Source organism: Bradyrhizobium sp. 138 (assembly GCF_023074075.1).
Classification (GTDB): Bacteria; Pseudomonadota; Alphaproteobacteria; order Rhizobiales; family Xanthobacteraceae; genus Bradyrhizobium.
Window position 1 is genome coordinate 35054 of sequence record NZ_JADPKT010000086.1, and the last position, 17675, is coordinate 52728.

At 64.4% G+C, this 17675-nt stretch carries 15 protein-coding genes; 6 read left to right on the forward strand and 9 right to left on the reverse strand.

Features of this window, described 5'->3' with window-relative positions:
- Positions 1-305 precede the first annotated feature (305 nt).
- The gene (locus IVA79_RS29775; RefSeq protein WP_247559811.1) at positions 306-809 is read left to right on the forward strand and encodes a septal ring lytic transglycosylase RlpA family protein; all 504 of its coding nucleotides are present in this window, start codon (positions 306-308) and stop codon (positions 807-809) included.
- A gap of 256 nt (positions 810-1065) precedes the next feature.
- Here the strand turns inward: IVA79_RS29775 and IVA79_RS29780 are convergent, their stop codons facing one another.
- Positions 1066-3276: a primosomal protein N' gene (locus IVA79_RS29780; protein ID WP_247559813.1), complete on the reverse strand. Its 2211-nt coding sequence runs from the start codon at positions 3274-3276 to the stop codon at positions 1066-1068.
- A gap of 111 nt (positions 3277-3387) precedes the next feature.
- Here IVA79_RS29780 and IVA79_RS29785 point away from each other — a divergent pair, with 111 nt between their 5' ends.
- From IVA79_RS29785 to IVA79_RS29805, 5 genes are all read left to right on the forward strand, one after another.
- Positions 3388-4350 carry a tyrosine recombinase XerC gene (locus tag IVA79_RS29785; RefSeq protein WP_247559815.1) on the forward strand — a complete coding sequence of 321 codons (963 nt, stop codon included), beginning with the start codon at positions 3388-3390 and terminating at the stop codon, positions 4348-4350.
- A gap of 175 nt (positions 4351-4525) precedes the next feature.
- Entirely contained in the window at positions 4526-4753 is a 228-nt protein-coding gene (locus IVA79_RS29790) for a hypothetical protein (RefSeq protein ID WP_247559817.1), read from the forward strand.
- Complete coding sequence (locus tag IVA79_RS29795) at positions 4746-6149, forward strand: class I SAM-dependent methyltransferase (RefSeq protein ID WP_247559819.1); 1404 nt, start codon at positions 4746-4748, stop codon at positions 6147-6149. The genes IVA79_RS29790 and IVA79_RS29795 overlap by 8 nt, the downstream gene beginning before the upstream one ends.
- A gap of 7 nt (positions 6150-6156) precedes the next feature.
- On the forward strand, positions 6157-7695 hold the full coding sequence (locus IVA79_RS29800; protein ID WP_247559821.1) for a sulfatase-like hydrolase/transferase: 1539 nt from the start codon (positions 6157-6159) through the stop codon (positions 7693-7695).
- A 100-nt stretch (positions 7696-7795) separates the two neighbouring features.
- Positions 7796-8386: a DUF4337 domain-containing protein gene (locus IVA79_RS29805; protein ID WP_247559822.1), complete on the forward strand. Its 591-nt coding sequence runs from the start codon at positions 7796-7798 to the stop codon at positions 8384-8386.
- Positions 8387-8484: 98 nt separating this feature from the next.
- Here IVA79_RS29805 and IVA79_RS29810 read toward each other — a convergent pair whose 3' ends face one another.
- The 8 genes from IVA79_RS29810 to IVA79_RS29845 form a co-directional block, all read right to left on the reverse strand.
- Positions 8485-9015: a hypothetical protein gene (locus tag IVA79_RS29810; RefSeq protein WP_247559824.1), complete on the reverse strand. Its 531-nt coding sequence runs from the start codon at positions 9013-9015 to the stop codon at positions 8485-8487.
- A gap of 34 nt (positions 9016-9049) precedes the next feature.
- A complete protein-coding gene (lpdA, locus tag IVA79_RS29815; protein ID WP_247559826.1) occupies positions 9050-10450 on the reverse strand; it encodes a dihydrolipoyl dehydrogenase in 1401 nt (466 codons plus the stop codon).
- A 56-nt stretch (positions 10451-10506) separates the two neighbouring features.
- Positions 10507-11256, reverse strand: coding sequence for an SDR family oxidoreductase (locus IVA79_RS29820; RefSeq protein WP_247559828.1), 750 nt, complete (start codon positions 11254-11256; stop codon positions 10507-10509).
- 64 nt (positions 11257-11320) lie between these two features.
- Complete coding sequence (odhB, locus tag IVA79_RS29825) at positions 11321-12556, reverse strand: 2-oxoglutarate dehydrogenase complex dihydrolipoyllysine-residue succinyltransferase (protein ID WP_247559830.1); 1236 nt, start codon at positions 12554-12556, stop codon at positions 11321-11323.
- A 177-nt stretch (positions 12557-12733) separates the two neighbouring features.
- Complete coding sequence (locus IVA79_RS29830; RefSeq protein ID WP_247559833.1) at positions 12734-15691, reverse strand: 2-oxoglutarate dehydrogenase E1 component; 2958 nt, start codon at positions 15689-15691, stop codon at positions 12734-12736.
- A gap of 137 nt (positions 15692-15828) precedes the next feature.
- Entirely contained in the window at positions 15829-16713 is an 885-nt protein-coding gene (gene sucD, locus IVA79_RS29835; RefSeq protein ID WP_018318870.1) for a succinate--CoA ligase subunit alpha, read from the reverse strand.
- A gap of 6 nt (positions 16714-16719) precedes the next feature.
- On the reverse strand, positions 16720-17184 hold the full coding sequence (locus tag IVA79_RS29840; RefSeq protein ID WP_247559835.1) for a hypothetical protein: 465 nt from the start codon (positions 17182-17184) through the stop codon (positions 16720-16722).
- 8 nt (positions 17185-17192) lie between these two features.
- Positions 17193-17672: a DUF1579 family protein gene (locus IVA79_RS29845; RefSeq protein WP_247559837.1), complete on the reverse strand. Its 480-nt coding sequence runs from the start codon at positions 17670-17672 to the stop codon at positions 17193-17195.
- Between the last annotated feature and the right edge of the window lie 3 nt (positions 17673-17675).

Here is a 17675-nt window from a genome sequence, read left to right on the forward strand (position 1 = left end):
CCGAGGCGTGATTCCCGACCTCCTCAGCTCCACACGCTGAATACTTACTCAATTCTAAATATCGGGAACGACAACTTCAGTTTACAGTATTCGCATGTAATCGTCAGATTAATAAATCGTTAAAGGCGAAGATTACGGAACATCGGCTGAATATCTCATCGCGGTAACAAGATATTTCATGACGACACAGAATGGATTTACTGCCCAATTCACGCCGCATTGGGAATCGAAACGCCAAACCGCTCACAAACTGATGGGGGCTCCACTAGCCACATATGTGGCAATACTAGCTTAGGGACCACTAAATGCTGTCTTTGAAGACGCTGGGCTCTGTGACCCGGCCGCGCACGGCGATCGCTTTCGTTGCCGCAACTCTCCTCATCGGTGGAACTGCCACCGAAGCTTCCGCCAAATCCAGGCATCACCGGCATCACCACCATCACCGCCACAACGCCCAGGCTGACACCAACGCGACCTCCGATTGGCGTAACGCCAATGCGTCGATGACGCCGACCTCGGGCTCCGGTCACAGCTTCTCCGGCGTCGCGTCCTTTTACGGCAACGAGTCCGGCAGCAAGACTGCCTCGGGCCAGCGCTTCAACCAGAACGCCATGACCGCGGCGCACCGTTCGCTGCCGTTCGGCACCAAGCTGCGCGTCACCCACCGCGGCCAGAGCGTCATCGTCACCATCAATGACCGTGGTCCGTTCATTCGCGGCCGGGTTCTCGACCTCTCCACCGGCGCTGCCCGCGCCATCGGCCTCACCGGCGCCGGCGTCGGCCGCGTCACCGCGGAAGTCGTCTCCTAAGGCGTTCGCGCCTCGGATCACACGCGCAGTTTTCATCAGTTTGATGCGCGTGAAACAAGCCCGCGGTCTTGGGGGACCGCGGGCTTTTTGTATGCCCGGCGTCATCGCGATCGCAGCCGCAGGATGGACAAAGCATCCGCCGGCGCTCGCAGAGCGGCGGCGGGAGCGTGCCCACCAAATCCAGTGGTGGGCACGCCTGCGCCTTCGTTCTGCGAACGAAGACGCAGACTTTGCCCACCCTACGAAAGCTCGAGGCTTACAAAAAGCTCTGCGGATCGACGTCGACTTCGAGCTTCTGATTGCCCGTCGGCTTCGGGCAGACCGCGAGCCAGTTGCGCAAATAATCCGACAGATCGAAGCCGCGCGCGGATTTCACCAGAATGCGGAAGCGGTAGCGGCCCTTGATGACGGCGAGCGGCGCCTCTGCCGGCCCGAGCACCACGACGCGCTCGTCGCGCGGCGCGAGTGCCACCAGCTTGCGGCCGAGACCTTCGGCGCTCGGGCGGTCACCCGCGGAGATGATCAGGCTCGCGAGCCGACCGAACGGCGGATAGAGCGTCTTCTCGCGCAGATCGATCTCGCTGTCGTAGAAGGCTTCGCGATCGCAGGCGATCAGCGCTTTCATCACGGGATGATCGGGCTGGTGCGTCTGCAAATATCCGACGCCGCGGCCCTGCTCGCGTCCGGCGCGGCCGATCACCTGGTTGAGCAATTGCCAGGTGCGCTCCGCCGCGCGCGGGTCGCCGTTGGATAGACCAAGATCCGCATCGACCACGCCGACCAGATTGAGCCGCGGGAAATTGTGGCCCTTGGCGACGAGTTGGGTGCCGATGATGATGTCGACGCGACCCTCCGCGATCTCGGCGAGCTCGCTGCGCATCGTCTCGATCGAGGTGATGAGATCGCTCGACAGCACCATGGTGCGCGCCTGCGGAAACAGCGCAGCCGCCTCCTCCTGCAGGCGTTCGACGCCGGGGCCGACCGCGACCAGCGATTCCTCGGCCGAACAGTTCGGACAGAGATGCGGGCGCGGCATCGAGAAGCCGCAATGATGGCAGACCAGGCGCTGGCGGAACCGGTGATCGACCAGCCAGGCATCGCAGATGGTGCAGGCGAAGCGATGGCCGCAGCTACGGCACAGCGTCAGCGGCGCATAGCCGCGGCGATTGAGGAACAGCAGCGCCTGCTCGCGCCTTTCGATCGCAGCTCTGATCTCGCCGGCAAGCCGCGGCGAGATGAAGCGGCCGCGCGCGGGCGGCTCGCGGCGCATGTCGATGGCCTCGATATGCGGCATGTGCTGGCCGCCGAAGCGCGAGGGCAGCGCGATGCGTTGATAGCGATTCTTGCGCGCATTGACCTCGGATTCGACCGAGGGCGTCGCAGACGCCAGCACGACCGGGATCTTTGCGATATGCGCGCGCACCACCGCCATGTCGCGGGCGTGATAATGCACGCCCTCGTCCTGCTTGTAGGCCTGGTCGTGCTCTTCATCGACCACGATCAGGCCGAGATCGGCGTAGGGCAGAAACAGCGCCGATCGCGCGCCGACTACGACCGGCGCAGTCCCTGCGGAGATCGCCGCCCAATTACGGGCGCGGGTGCGCGGGGTGAGCTCGGAGTGCCATTCGATCGGCCGCACGCCGAAACGCTGCGCGAAGCGGTCGAGGAACTGGCCGGTGAGCGCGATCTCCGGCATCAGGATCAGTGATTGTTTGCCGCGGCGGATGGTTTCCGCGACGGCCTCGAAATACACCTCGGTCTTGCCCGAGCCGGTGACGCCGTCGAGCAATGCGACGTGAAAGGTGCCGTTGGCCGCGAGCGCGCGCATCGCATCCACACCGGCACGCTGCAGCGGCGAGAAATCCGGCCGGCCGAATTCCGGGTCAGGTGCTGGTGGCGGCGGAGGGGGCGGCATCGGCTCGACCGTGAGCGTGCCTTCATCGACGAGGCCGTCGATCACGCCTGAGGAGACACCTGCCTCCTTGGCGGCCTCCGACTTGCCGTGCAGCAGCCGGTCCGACAGCAATTCGATCACGCGCGCCCGTGCCGGCGTCAGCCGTCGCGGCGGATCGCCGACCAGGCGCACGCCGGGGCGCACCCGCTCGGGGCCGAGAGTCTCGCCCATCCGCAGGCACATGCGCAGCACCATGCCGCGCGGGCTCAGCGTGTAATTGGCGACCCAGTCGACCACGGACCGCAGCTCGGGCTTGAGCGGCGGGATGTCGAGCTTCTCGCTGACCTCCTTGAGACGGTTGTGCAGGCGCGGATCAGGATTGGCGTTTTCGCCCCAGACCACGGCCAGCACCTCGCGCGGCCCAAGCGGCACAGCGACGAGATCGCCCGCCTTCAGCTCCATCCCGCGCGGCACCTTGTAGGAATAGGTTTGGTCGAGCGCGACCGGCACCAGCACGTCGACCATGCCGGTCGCGTTGGTGGGGGCGGTGGTGCTGCGCGGCGTGTGGTCCATGAACGGAGAATCGGAACCCGGGGCTTCAAGGCTAGCGCCCTGGGGCGGCCTTAGCGAACGATAAACGAGTGTGATGCGATATACTGTCGGGAATCACCACGTCCAGAGCGCATGAGCAAAGCCGTCCCACAGATCGAGCTCGCCAGCGCCGATCCCTCGATCGCGCAGGAGATGACGCGCTGGCTGTCGCATCTCGGCGCCGAGCGACGGTTGTCGCCGAAGACGCTGGAGGCCTATGGCCGCGACTTGCGGCAATGCCTGGATTTCCTCTGTGCCCATTGGGGCGAGCGCGTCACGCTCAAGCGCTTCGCCGCGCTGGAAGCGACCGATGTGCGCGCCTTCATGGCAATGCGCCGCGCCGACGACATTGCCGGCCGCAGCCTGATGCGCGCACTGGCGGGCCTGCGCTCGTTCGGCCGCTTCCTCGAGCGCGAAGGCAAGGGCAAGGTCGGCGCGCTCTCCGCCATTCGCGCGCCGAAAGTCGCAAAGAGCCTGCCAAAACCGCTGCCGATGGCATCTGCAAAGCGTCTTGCGGACGCCGACGAGCGCGCCGGCGAGGATCGCGAGACCTGGGTTCTGGCGCGCGATGCCGCGGTGATGGGGCTGTTGTACGGCTCGGGCCTGCGCATCTCCGAAGCGTTGGGGTTGAAGCGCCACGAAGTGCCGCGGCCGGGCGAAGGCGACGTGCTTGTCGTCACAGGCAAAGGCAACAAGACCCGTATGGTCCCGGTGTTGCAGAACGTGCTGGAGCTGGTGCAGGAATACGTCGCGATGTGCCCCTATCCGCTGCCGGCGGAAGGGCCGATCTTCGTCGGCGCGCGCGGCGGTCCCTTGAGCCCGCGCATCATCCAGCTCGCGATGGAGCGGCTGCGCGGTGCGCTGGGACTTCCCGACAGCGCCACGCCGCACGCGCTCCGCCACTCTTTCGCAACGCATCTGCTCTCGCGCGGCGGGGACTTACGCGCCATCCAGGAATTGCTCGGCCATTCCTCGCTCTCGACCACGCAGGTCTATACCGGCATCGATTCCGAGCGCCTGCTGGAGGTCTATGCCAGCGCGCATCCGCGGCGCTGAGGCTGCGAACGATTCCACCGCATCGCAGCAGCAGAAAGAACCTTTGACGACCGGGGAATGGAGCGGATTTGGGTTTACGCGCCTAGGTGGATGGTACAAAAGACCAATAGGCGGCATCTGGGAACCCGCGACGATCGTCTGGGGCTTGTGGAAAATGAATAGGACTTCTTCGGGAATGACGGTGGCGGTGCTGGTGGGGCTCGCCGTGCTGATGCCGACCAGCGCCTATGCCTATCTGGACCCGGGGAGCGGCGCCTTCGCCGTGCAGGCGCTGCTTGCCGGCATCGCCGGCGGCCTGATCGCCATTCGCGCTTACGGAAAGCGGGTGATGGGTTTCTTCCGGCGCTCGAAATCGTCGCCGGAGATTGCGATCAACAGATCCATATCGGACCACGATGCGTGATCCCGGATCGTTCCGCGATCCCTCAGGCTACGTCTTCACCAAAGCTGGCCGGGTCTTTCGCGCGGTCGACGACGAAGCGTATCGCAACTTCCTGCTGCTGAAATCGTCGGGCGCCTACGATGCGCTGATCGAAAGAGGATGGATCGTCGCCGCGGAGGATGCAGGCTCCGACGAGGCGACGCAGATTCTGGTTCATGCCGAAGCCAGCCAGCGGAAAGTTCTGGAGCATCCAAGGGTCCCGTTCATCTCCTATCCCTATGAATGGCCGTTCGAGCTGCTCAAGCGCGCCGCGCTGCTTCACATCGATGTCCATCTGCTCGCGCTCGACTTCGGTCTGACGCTGTCGGATGCGACCGCGTACAATATTCAGTTCATCGGAATCCGGCCGGTCTTCATCGACACTTCCTCTTTCGTGCCTTATCGGGACGGCGACTATTGGGACGGCCACCGGCAATTCGTCGAACAATTCGCCAACCCGTTGCTGATGCGCGCCCTGCTCGGCGTCGCTCACAATTCCTGGTACCGGGGCGCGCTGGAGGGCATTCCGACCGCCGACATGGCGGCGCTGATCGGATGGCCCAAGCGGTGGCTCTCCCCGGACGTCATGACCAACATCACGCTTCCGGACCGCTTCCAGCGACGGGCACGCCGCGCTCCGGATCAGCCCTCACGCGCGCCGAAGCCGCTCCCCAAAGCCGCGCTTCAGATGATGTTGCGCCGCTTGCGGCGCTGGATCTCCAATCTCGCGCCGAAGGACGTCGGACCGACCGAATGGCAGCAATATGAGCGCGGCAATCTTTCATATTCCGGCACCGAGGAAAGCAGGAAGCAGGAATTCGTCAGCCGCTTCGCGCAAGACAATACGCCGGCCTGTGCGTGGGACATCGGCTGCAACACCGGTCGATATTCGCAAGCGCTTTTGCAAAGCCGGGTCCGGTCCGTGATCGGGTTCGACGCCGATCTCAACGCGCTCGACGTTGCGGTGGCGCGCGCGACCGCGGACAAGCTGGACTTTCTCCCCCTGTTCAGCGATGCCGCAAATCCGAGCCCCGGTCAGGGCTGGGCGGAGACCGAGCGTTCGGGGCTGCATTCGCGCAGCAAGGCGGACGCCGTCATCGCGCTCGCGATCGTGCACCATCTCGCCATCGGCCGGAACATTCCGCTGCCGTCGGTGCTGGACTGGCTCGTGGGATTGGCGCCACGCGGCGTGATCGAGTTCGTTCCGAAGTCCGACCCGATGATCCAGCGCATGCTGCGGCTGAGGCGTGACATTTTCGATGGCTATGACGCCGACCAATTCGAGCGCGCCTTGACCCGCCATGCAACGATCGTGCGGCGGCTCGACCTCACCCCGGGTGGCCGCACGCTGTATGAATTTGCAAGACACATCGATTGAGACCGAAATGCCGCTCCGATCCAACGACAGAATAGTCCTGCTCCGCGCGGTCGCGACGGCCGTCCTTCTGTCCACGATGGCCCTCCTCAATTTCTACGCAGCGAACATGAGCGCGCTGGCTGGTCCGTCGCGTGTCATGCAATACGCGGCCGGCATCGTGGCGATCGCGGCAGCCCTCTCCGTGGGTCTCGCATTGCTGCTGCGCAAGGTCCCGCCATGGCGCATCGTTCTGGCGGTCGGGCTGACGATCTTCGTCTTCTTCGCCTATCGCGTCGAGCTGGTTGAGTACGAGATGAAGGGCCGCTTCGGCGACTGGGCCGCGATCGCCTGGACCATGATGGCCGTCGCCACCGGCATCGGCGCCCTGATCGTGATCCGCCGACCGGCACTCGTGACGGTCGCGCTGGTGGCGTCGTTGGCGTTTGCCGCCCCGCCTGCCGCCCGCATCGCGACCGCGCTTGCGAACGAGCAGCGCGTGCCGCGCCCGGTCGCGGGCGCCGATGAGCCGGCGATGAAGCTCACGATGTCTCCGAACATCTATTGGATCGTGCTCGATGCCTATCCAAGGCAGGACGTCCTCAAGGAAGACTTTTCATTCGACAACAGCGGCTTCCTCGCGTCGCTCGGCTCGAAGGACTTTACGGTTTTTCGCAACGCCCGCTCGAATTTTCCGGCCACGGCCAATTCGATATCGAGCACGGCCAACGCCGACTACACCGTCGAGGGCGAAGGCAAGAACCTCAAGGCTTTCCCGATGGAGCGGCTGTATCCGATCGTGCGCGGCAAGAACCGGACGGTGGCCCGGCTCACCTCGGCCGGATACAGCTATGTCCACTTCGAAAACGGCTATGACAACCTGACCAAATGCGCATCCGACGCGCCGAGATGCCTGCGCGGAAATGTCGGGTTGGACGAGATGGACGTCGCCATCCTCTCCAACACACCGGTGATCGACTTGATCATCGGTCGGCGGCAGTCGCCGTTTGCGTGGGGCGGCGTGGATGACCTGACCCATCTGTTGAATGAAGTCCGGGCGACGCCGTCGCCGTTCTTCCTCTACGCACACATCCTGGTGCCGCATGTGCCGTTCCGTTTCACGGCGGACTGCGGTTTCCGCCCTGCCGCCCCGGACCTCCAGCGCTGGATCCCGGCGAGCCGTCCGGCCTTCCTCGACCAGCTCCGCTGCGCCAACGCGCAGACGCTGACGCTTGTCGACAAGATCGTGACGTCGGATCCCGACGCACTGATCATCCTCCAGTCGGATCATGGCACGGGCTTCCGCGGCCAGACCAATCGCCCGCCATCCGATTGGTCGGATGCCGATCTCCACGAACGATTCGCCGTTCTGGATGCGCTTCGGCTGCCGAAGCAATGCCGCGCGGCGGCTCCCGAAGACATCACCTTGATCGACACCTTTCCGCTGGTCTTTGCCTGCCTGACAGGCGCCGTGTTCGAACCGCGTCATCCGCGCTTCTTTCTCACGCCGTATGATGACAGGCCCGACTTCGGGGATGCGGTCGAATTTCCGGCGGAAAGGGTGCGGTGAACCAGCCGACAGCGTGACACACTCTCGTCATAGCTCGCGTGCCTCTTGCGCGGCGCCCGCGGTTCGGTCAATCGTTGCGGAACCGAGGCAGGAGAGATTTATGAGCGCACATGAAAGCATGGAGCACGCCGAGCACGCCGAACACGCGTCCGGCTCGAACAAGAAGATCGCGCTCCTGATCGCCGTTCTGGCGCTGTTCCTGGCGATCTCCGAGACGCTCGGCAAGGGCGCCCAGACCGAATCGATCAGCAAGAACGTCGAGGCCGCCAATCTCTGGGCGTTCTTCCAGGCCAAGAGCATCCGCCGCACCGTGGTGCTGACCGCGGCCGAGCAGGGCAAGCTGACGCTGGGCGGCACGAGTGACGATGCCATAAAGGCGACGGTGCAGAAGCAGGTCGACGACTGGACCAAGACCGCGCAGCGCTACCGCTCCGAGCCCGAGACTGGCGAAGGCACCGAGCAGCTCGCGGAGAAAGCCAAGCACGCCGAGCACGACCGCGACGAGGCGACCGCGAAATACCACCATTTCGAGCTGGCGTCGGCCGCGTTCCAGATCGGCATCGTGCTGGCCTCGGCCACCATCATCACCGGCATGCTCGCGCTCGCCTATGTCAGCGGCGTGCTGACGATCGCCGGCCTCTTCATGACCGCGCTCGGCCTGTGGTGGCCGCATCTCTTGCATTTGCATTGAGACTTGTAGCCCGCATGAAGCGTAGCGGAATGCGGGGAGGGCTGTCCCGGATTGCGCTGCGCTCCATCCGGGCTACGTGACTGCCGTCGTGGCGAAGATCACCGCGCTTCGTGCACGCTCTTCCTGAAGCGCTGGATCAGGCGGAGCGTGCGGGAGGACCAGCCCTCCCCGTCGCCGGCGATCAGCTCGCGGATACGGCGCTTGACCGGGTCGACCAGCTCGGCGGCCTTGGCCCGCACCTTCAGCACGAGATCGTAGATCCGCTCGAACCAGCGCATCTCCAGGAGCTTGTCGCGCGTCACATCGAACACGAAGGCGGTGACGCCGACGCCGAGCATTTTCGCGAAAACGATCGTGAACACCGCGCTGGTCCAGTACTCGTGCGCGAGCAGCCACAGCCCGATCAGCTTGAGCGGAAACAGCGGGACGACGGGCACCGCGAATACGATCAGCGTCATGGCCGGCGACAGCGCGTCGACCCGCTCCGTCAGCCATTGCTTGAAGCGCGCCAGCGGGACGGCCGCGACAATCCGCGCGACGATCGGCTCGAGATGGTCCCACAGCCAAGCTTCGATCAGAAAGACGATCGCAAGCAGGACCCAGACCGGTTGAAGAAGGCGGCGCAGCATGTGTTTCCCGCCCGATTCGGATCTGGGCGCGTGCCTACATATGGATGGCCCGCTTGCCGACTGCAAGCGCGGCTTCCTTGACGGCCTCTGAGCGGGTCGGATGGGCGTGACAGGTGCGGGCGAGATCCTCCGCACTGCCGCCAAATTCCATGAGAACGCAGGCTTCATGGATCATTTCGCCGGCCTCAATGCCGATAATGTGCACGCCGAGCACGCGATCGGTTTTCGCATCTGCGAGAATCTTCACGAAACCGTCTGTGGTCTGATTAACCTTGGAGCGGCCGTTGGCGGTGAACGGGAACTTTCCGACGGTATAGGCCGTGCCTGCCTGCTTCAGTTCCTCCTCGGTCTTGCCGACGGAGGACACTTCCGGCGTGGTATACACGACGCCGGGGATGACATCGTAATTCACGTGGCCGGCCTGGCCGGCGATGATCTCGGCCACCGCAACGCCTTCATCCTCGGCCTTGTGCGCGAGCATCGGGCCGGCGACGACGTCGCCGATGGCATAGACGCCCTTCAGGCTGGTGGCGAAATGCGGATCGATCTGGACACGGCCGCGCGCGTCGAGCGCAACGCCGGCTTCCTTCAGGCCGAGACCGTCGGTGTACGGCACGCGGCCGATGCAGACGAGCACGACGTCGGCCTCGATCGTCTCGGCGGCACCACCCGCAGCCGGTTCGATTTTCGCAAGCAGCGCCTTGCTGTTCACTTCGACGCCAGTGACCTTCGAACCCAGCTTGAATGCAAATCCCTGCTTTTCAAGGATGCGCTGGAATTGCTTGGCGATCTCGCCGTCCATGCCGGGCAGAATACGATCGAGGAATTCGACCACCATGACTTCGGATCCGAGCCGGCGCCACACAGAACCCAGTTCGAGCCCGATCACGCCGGCGCCAATGACCAGCAACCTGCCGGGCACCTTGTCCAGCGACAGCGCGCCGGTGGACGAGACGATGCGCTTCTCATCGATCTCGATGCCCTTGAGACGCGCGATGTCCGAGCCGGTGGCGATGACGATGTTCTTGGTGTCGACGACTTGCGACTTGCCGTCGGCGGAGACTTCCACCTTGCCGGTGCCCAAAATCTTGCCGGTGCCCTTGAGCACGTCGATCTTGTTCTTCTTCATCAGGAATTCGACGCCCTTGACGTTGCCATCGATGCCCTGCTGCTTGAAGTTCATCATCGCGGGCAAATCGAGCTTCGGAGACGAGACCGACACCCCCATTTTCGCGAAGGAATGGCCGGCTTCCTCGAACATTTCGGAGGCGTGCAGCAGCGCCTTCGAGGGCATGCAGCCGACATTGAGGCAGGTGCCGCCGAGGGTGGCGTTCTTTTCGACCACGGCGACTTTCATGCCGAGCTGGCTGGCGCGCACCGCGCAGACATAACCGCCCGGTCCGGTGCCGATGACGACGAGATCGTAGGTAGCCATGAGAGAAAGTCCCGTGAGTTTAGCGTGATGAGGATGCGTCAGCGTCTGCCGGTGCGTTAGCGTCCGCCGGAGACATCGAGAGTGGCTGCGGTGACGTAGGAGGCCTCGTCCGACAGCAGCCAGACGATGGCGTTGGCGATTTCGTCCGCGGTGCCGACGCGCTTCATCGGCACCAGATGGGCCAGACGATGGGCGCGGTCGGGCTCGCCGCCGGCGGCATGGATCTCGGTGTCGATCAGGCCGGGGCGAATGCCTGCGACGCGAATGCCTTCGCCTGCGACTTCATAGCCGAGGCCGATGGTGAAGGAATCGATCGCGCCCTTGGAGGCCGCATAGTCGACATAGGTGTTGGGCGAGCCGAGCTTCGCGGCGACCGATGAGAGATTGACGATGACGCCGCCCTTGCCGCCATGCTTGGTCGACATCCGCTTCACCGCCTCGCGGGCGCAGAGGATCGAGCCCGTGACGTTGACCGCCATCACGCGCTGGATGCGCTCGGCCGACATCTCGTCGACGCGCACGCCGCTCTGGCCGACGATGCCGCCATTGTTGACGAGCGCCCCGAGCGTGCCGAACTTGTCCGCCGCCTTGAACAGTTCGAGGATGTCACCTTCCTCGGCGACATCGCATTTCACCGCGATGGCCTTGCCGTTGCTGGCCTCGATCTGCGCGACCACCTCGTCGGCGGCGGTCTTGTTGCTGGCATAGCCGACCACGACGCGAAAGCCGCGCGCGGCCGCCGCAATCGCGGTCGCCCGCCCGATGCCGCGGCTGCCGCCGGTGATGACAACGACTTTATCCGTCACGCGCGCCTCCATGGTTCGACATGCGCCGTCGCGAACGGCGACGGCGCTCGCAGAGCATCAGGGATCAGAGATCGAGCACCAGACGCGCCGGATCTTCCAGGCTCTCCTTGACGCGAACCAGGAAGGTGACGGCTTCCTTGCCGTCGATGACGCGGTGATCGTAGGACAGCGCCAGATACATCATCGGGCGGACCTCGATCTTGCCGCCGACGACCATCGGGCGATCTTGGATCTTGTGCATGCCGAGGATGCCGGACTGCGGCGCGTTCAGGATCGGGGTCGACATCAGCGAGCCGTAGATGCCGCCATTGGTGATGGTGAAGGTGCCGCCCTGCATCTCGTCGATCTTGAGCTGGCCGTCGCGGGCGCGGCGGCCGAAATCGGCGATGCCCTTCTCGATGTCGGCGATCGACTTGTGGTCGCAGTCGCGCACCACGGGCACGACGAGGCCCTTGTCGGTGCCGACGGCGACGCCGATGTGATAGTAGTTCTTGTAGATCAGGTCGGTGCCGTCGATCTCGGCGTTGACGGCCGGGATGTCCTTCAGCGCCTGCACCACCGCCTTGGTGAAGAAGCCCATGAAGCCGAGCTTACTGCCGTGCTTCTTCTCGAACGCATCCTTGTAGTGCGCACGCAGCGCCATCACGTTGGTCATGTCGACCTCGTTGAAGGTCGTCAGCATGGCCGCGGTGTTCTGCACGTCCTTGAGGCGGCGCGCGATGGTCTGGCGCAGCCGGGTCATCTTGACGCGTTCTTCGCGGGCGGCATCATCCGCCGGCGAGGGCGCGCGGACCTGCACGGCGGCGGCGGGCTGGTTGACCGGGGTCGGCGCGGAGGCCGCGCGCTCGATCGCAGCGAGCATGTCGCCCTTGGTGACGCGGCCGTCCTTGCCGGAGCCGGGAACGGTCGAGGCATCGACGCCGCTCTCGGCCGACAGCTTTCGCACGGAAGGCGCGAGCGGGGCATCGGCCGGCGGCGCCTTCGCAGCCGGGGCCGGTGCGGCAGCAGCAGCCGCGGGAGCCGCTGCAGGCTTGGCAGGCGCAGCGGCCGGTTTGGCAGCGCCGACGCCATCGGTGATCTGGCCGAGCAGTGCGCCGACCGCGACGGTGGCACCATCGGCGGCGACGATCTCGCTCAGCGTGCCGGCGGAGGGCGCCGGGACTTCGATGGTGACCTTGTCGGTCTCGAGCTCCACCAAGGGCTCGTCGACGGCGACGGGATCACCGGCCTTCTTGAACCAGCGGCCGATGGTGGCCTCGGTGACGGATTCGCCGAGCGTCGGCACACGAATTTCAGTCATGGTCTTTGTCCTTAGGGATCGCCAATGCGGTCATAAGTGCGGATGCCATCGCCTGCGAAAAGCAAGCCATCCAGCAAACCGGACGCTCGTACAGGGCACGGACGTCACGGCGTACTGGATGCCCCGCTCCGGTGCGCTGGTTGCGCACGAGGCGGGGCATGACGCAGTTCGAAAAGTTCAGCTCAGTGCTTCGTCCAGGAACGCCTTCAGCTGCGCCTGATGCTTGGACATCAGACCCGTGGCGGTCGCAGCGGAAGCGGCGCGGCCGACATACCGCGGACGCCGGCTTACGCCGTTCACCTGGTTCAGCACCCATTCCAGATAGGGCTCGATGAAGTGCCAGGCGCCCATGTTGCGCGGCTCTTCCTGGCACCACACCACTTCGGCCTTCTTGAAGCGCGACAGCTCGGCCACCAGCGCCTTCAACGGCACCGGATAGAGCTGCTCGATGCGCATCAGGTAGATGTCGTCGATGCCGCGCTTCTCGCGCTCCTCGTAGAGGTCGTAATAGACTTTGCCGGAGCACAGCACGATGCGGCGGACCTTCTCGTCGGGGACGAGCTTGATCGCCTCGTTCGGCAGCATCTGGGCGTCATCATAGAGGATGCGGTGGAAGGTCGTGCCCTTCGCAAGCTCCTCGATGCGCGACACCGCCCGCTTGTGACGCAGCAGCGATTTCGGCGTCATCACGATCAGCGGCTTGCGGATCTCGCGATGGAGCTGGCGCCGCAGCACGTGGAAGTAGTTCGCCGGCGTGGTCGGATAGACCACCTGCATGTTGTCTTCCGCGCTCATCTGCAGATAACGCTCGAGGCGCGCCGAGGAATGCTCCGGGCCCTGGCCCTCGTAGCCGTGCGGCAGCAGGCAGACGAGACCGGACATGCGCAGCCATTTGCGCTCGCCCGAGGAGATGAACTGGTCAAACACGACCTGCGCGCCGTTGGCGAAGTCGCCGAACTGGGCTTCCCACAGGGTCAGCGTGTTCGGCTCGGCGAGCGAATAGCCGTATTCGAAGCCGAGCACGGCCTCTTCCGACAGCAGCGAGTTGATGACCTCGTAATGGCCCTGCTCGTGACCGAGATGGTTGAATGGCGTGTAGCGGCTCTCGTCTTCCTGGTCGATCAGGACCGAGTGGCGCTGCGAGAAGGTGCCGCGCTCCGAATCCTGTCCGGACAGGCGGACGTGATGGTTTTCGTTGAGCAGCGAGCAGAACGCCAGCGCCTCGCCGGTCGCCCAGTCGATGCCGGCGCCGCTGTCGATCGCCTTGGAGCGGTTATCGAGGAAACGCTGGATGGTGCGGTGAACGCGGAAGCCGTCCGGCACCTTGGTGATCTTGCGGCCGATATCCTTCAGCGTGGCGATGTCGACGCCCGTGACGCCGCGCCGCGCGTCCTCTTCCTGGTCGGCAATCTTGAAGCCGGACCACTTGCCGTCGAGCCAGTCGGCCTTGTTCGGCTTGTAGGAGGTGCCGGCCTCGAACTCGGCATCGAGCCGCGAGCGCCAGTCGGACTTCAGCTTGTCGACCTCACCTTCGGTGACCACGCCGTCGGCGATCAGGCGCTTGGAGTAAAGAGTGAGGGTCGAGGGATGGGCCGCGATCCGCTTGTACATCACGGGCTGGGTGAACGCGGGCTCATCGCCCTCGTTGTGTCCGTAACGGCGATAGCACCACATGTCGATCACGACCGGCTTGTGGAACTTCTGCCGGAACTCGGTCGCGACCTTGGCCGCGAACACCACGGCTTCCGGATCGTCGCCGTTGACGTGGAAGATCGGCGCGTCGATCATCTTCGCCACATCCGACGGGTAAGGCGAAGAACGCGAATAACGCGGATAGGTGGTGAAGCCGATCTGGTTGTTGACAATGAAGTGCACGGAGCCGCCGGTGCGGTAGCCCTTCAGGTCGGACAGGCCGAAGCATTCCGCGACCACGCCCTGGCCGGCGAACGCGGCATCGCCGTGCATCAGCAGCGGCATGACGGAGATGCGCATGTCGGGCGGATCACCGTGCTGGTCCTGCTTCGCGCGCACCTTGCCGAGCACGACGGGATCGACGATCTCGAGATGCGAGGGGTTGGCGGTCAGCGACAGATGGATGCGGTTGCCGTCGAACTCGCGGTCCGAGGAGGCGCCGAGGTGGTACTTGACGTCGCCCGAGCCTTCGACCGCGTCGGGGTTGGCGGAGCCGCCCTTGAACTCGTGGAACAGTGCGCGATGGGCCTTACCCAATACCTGGGTCAGCACGTTGAGGCGGCCGCGATGCGGCATGCCGAGCACGATTTCCTTCACGCCGAGATTGCCGCCACGCTTGATGATCTGCTCGAGCGCGGGGATCAGCGCTTCACCGCCATCGAGGCCGAAGCGCTTGGTGCCGGTGAACTTGGTGTCGCAGAACTTTTCGAAGCCCTCGGCTTCGACCAGCTTGGTCAGGATGGCGCGACGACCTTCAGGAGTGAACGAGATCTCCTTGTCGGGTCCCTCGATGCGTTCCTGGATCCAGGCCTTCTGCGCCGCGTTGCTGATATGCATGAACTCGACGCCGAGCGTCTGGCAGTAGGTGCGCTCGCAGATCGCGGTGATCTCGCGCAGCGTGCCGTATTCGAGGCCGAGCACGTGATCGAGGAAGATCTTGCGGTCGAAATCGGCTTCGCTGAAGCCGTAGGTGCGCGGGTCGAGCTCTTCGCGGTTGCGCTGGGCTTCGATGCCGAGCGGATCGAGCTTGGCATGGAAGTGGCCGCGCATGCGGTAGGAGCGGATCAGCATCAAGGCGCGGACGGAGTCGCGCGTGGCCTGAAGCACGTCGGCGGAGGAGATGTCGGCACCCTTAGCCTGCGCCTTGGCGGCGATCTTGGCACCGACCGCCTTCTCGACCTCAGCCCAATTGCCGTCGAGGGCGGAGGTGAGGTCGTCCTGCGGCGTCAGCGGCCAGTTGGCGCGCTCCCAGGACGGGCCCTCGGCGTTCTTCCGGACGTCGGCAGGCTGGTCGTTGAGGCTCTTGAAGAACTCCTGCCACTCGGCGTCGACCGAGGAGGGGTCCTTCTCGTAGCGGGCGTAGATTTCGTCGATGTAGGTGGCGTTGGTGCCCTGCAAAAAGGAGGACAAGGCAAAGGCTGCGTTCGCGTCCTGGCGAGACATACTGGAGTTCCTGGCGATTTCGGTTCGCGCATAACAAACGGCGCTGACGCCGAGCTCCCCGGCAGAGGCTCGGCGCGACAGGCACCCTTTACCCTATTTGCTGCGAAACTTCGCCCGGAAAATTACGAAGAAGTGAATTAGCCTTTCAACTTTTCGGCAAGCGTATGGCCGAGGCGGGCGGGCGACGGGGACACTGTAATTCCTGCCGATTTCATCGCCTCGGTCTTGGAACCGGCGTCGCCCTTGCCGCCCGAGATGATCGCGCCGGCATGACCCATGCGGCGGCCGGGAGGGGCGGTGACGCCGGCGATGAAGCCGACCATCGGCTTCTTGCGACCGCGCTTGGCCTCGTCCTTGAGGAACTGGGCGGCATCCTCCTCGGCGGAACCGCCGATCTCGCCGATCATGATGATGGATTCGGTCTTGGGGTCGGCGAGCAGCATTTCCAGCACGTCGATGAACTCGGTGCCCTTGACCGGGTCACCGCCGATGCCGACGGCGGTGGTCTGGCCGAGGCCCTCCTGGGAGGTCTGGAAGACAGCTTCGTAAGTGAGCGTGCCTGAGCGGGAGACGATGCCGACCGAGCCGGTCTTGAAGATGTTGGCGGGCATGATGCCGATCTTGCACTCGCCGGCGGTCATGACGCCCGGGCAGTTCGGCCCGATCAGGCGCGACTTGGAGCCGGCCAGCGAGCGCTTCACGCGCACCATGTCGACGACGGGAATGCCCTCGGTGATGCAGACGATCAGCGGGATCTCGGCGTCGATGGCTTCGCAGATCGCATCCGCCGCGCCCGGCGGCGGCACGTAGATCACCGACGCATCGGCGCCGGTCTTCTCACGCGCATCGCGCACGGTGTCGAACACCGGCAGGCCCAGATGGGTCGCGCCGCCTTTGCCCGGCGAGGTGCCGCCGACCATCTTGGTGCCGTAGGCGATCGCGGCCTCGGAATGGAAGGTGCCGTTCTTGCCGGTGAAGCCCTGGCAGATGACCTTGGTGTTCTTGTCGATCAGGATGGACATTTTTACTTAGCTCCGAGCATCTTCTGCGAGTTGTTCTTCATAAACCTTGTCGAGGAATTGGTCCGGTGACAGGCCATCATCATTCGTCTGGGCGTACATCCAACGCATCATCTTTTCGCGTCCAAACTTTCCCGACCCGACGACGACGAACCACTGTCGGCCCTCATCGACGGGGTTATGGTCGTGAAGCGCATCGAGAACATGCGGCTTCTGGCAGAGCGAACACCAAAGCTGCTTGCGTTCGCGCCGAGATGACCGATCTTTTGTCGCCTCAAACAGCCAGTAGCTCCGTTCGGCCTTGACTGTCTCAGCATGTGGTCCCCTGACGAGGAATGTCGTTGGCTCCTCATCACGGGACCAGTGATAGTGGTTGACGAAGAGATATTGCTGCATCTCCTCGATTGAGAAGGGGCACGTATCCGGCATTTGATCCGAGGTCGTTGCTGCGTCCCATATCGGATATCCGGCCATACCCAACTCTAGTGAACACGACGGTAGACGCCGGTGAGCACGTCGGCCCAGCCTTCCGCATCCGGCGAGAACTGGATCTTCAACGAGTAGGAATCCTCATTGATGATTTCGTAGACGTGGCGCGCATTGCCGCGGAGCGAGCCGCGCACCAGCGTCAGGGTCTTGCCGACCCACCCGCCGGAAGCGGGCGAGGGCGGCGTGTAGCCGAGCGAGTCGTACCAGAACAATTTGTAGGTCCGGTCGTCGCGGTCGTAGGTGAAGAGGCCGTGGGTGGCGAAGACCTGCTTGCCGTCGCGCATCTGGACGCCGTCCTGGATCAGGTAGAACCCATTAAGGTCCATGCGCGCGACGATGCGCGAGGTGGCCGGCCCGCCGGCATTCCAGCGCGACGGAAAGACCACCTCTTCGCCATCCCATTCGCCGGCGAACGCGGCGAGACGCGCGTGCTCGGGGAGCGGAGATGATGCGGCGAGATGGTCCTGGGCCATGGC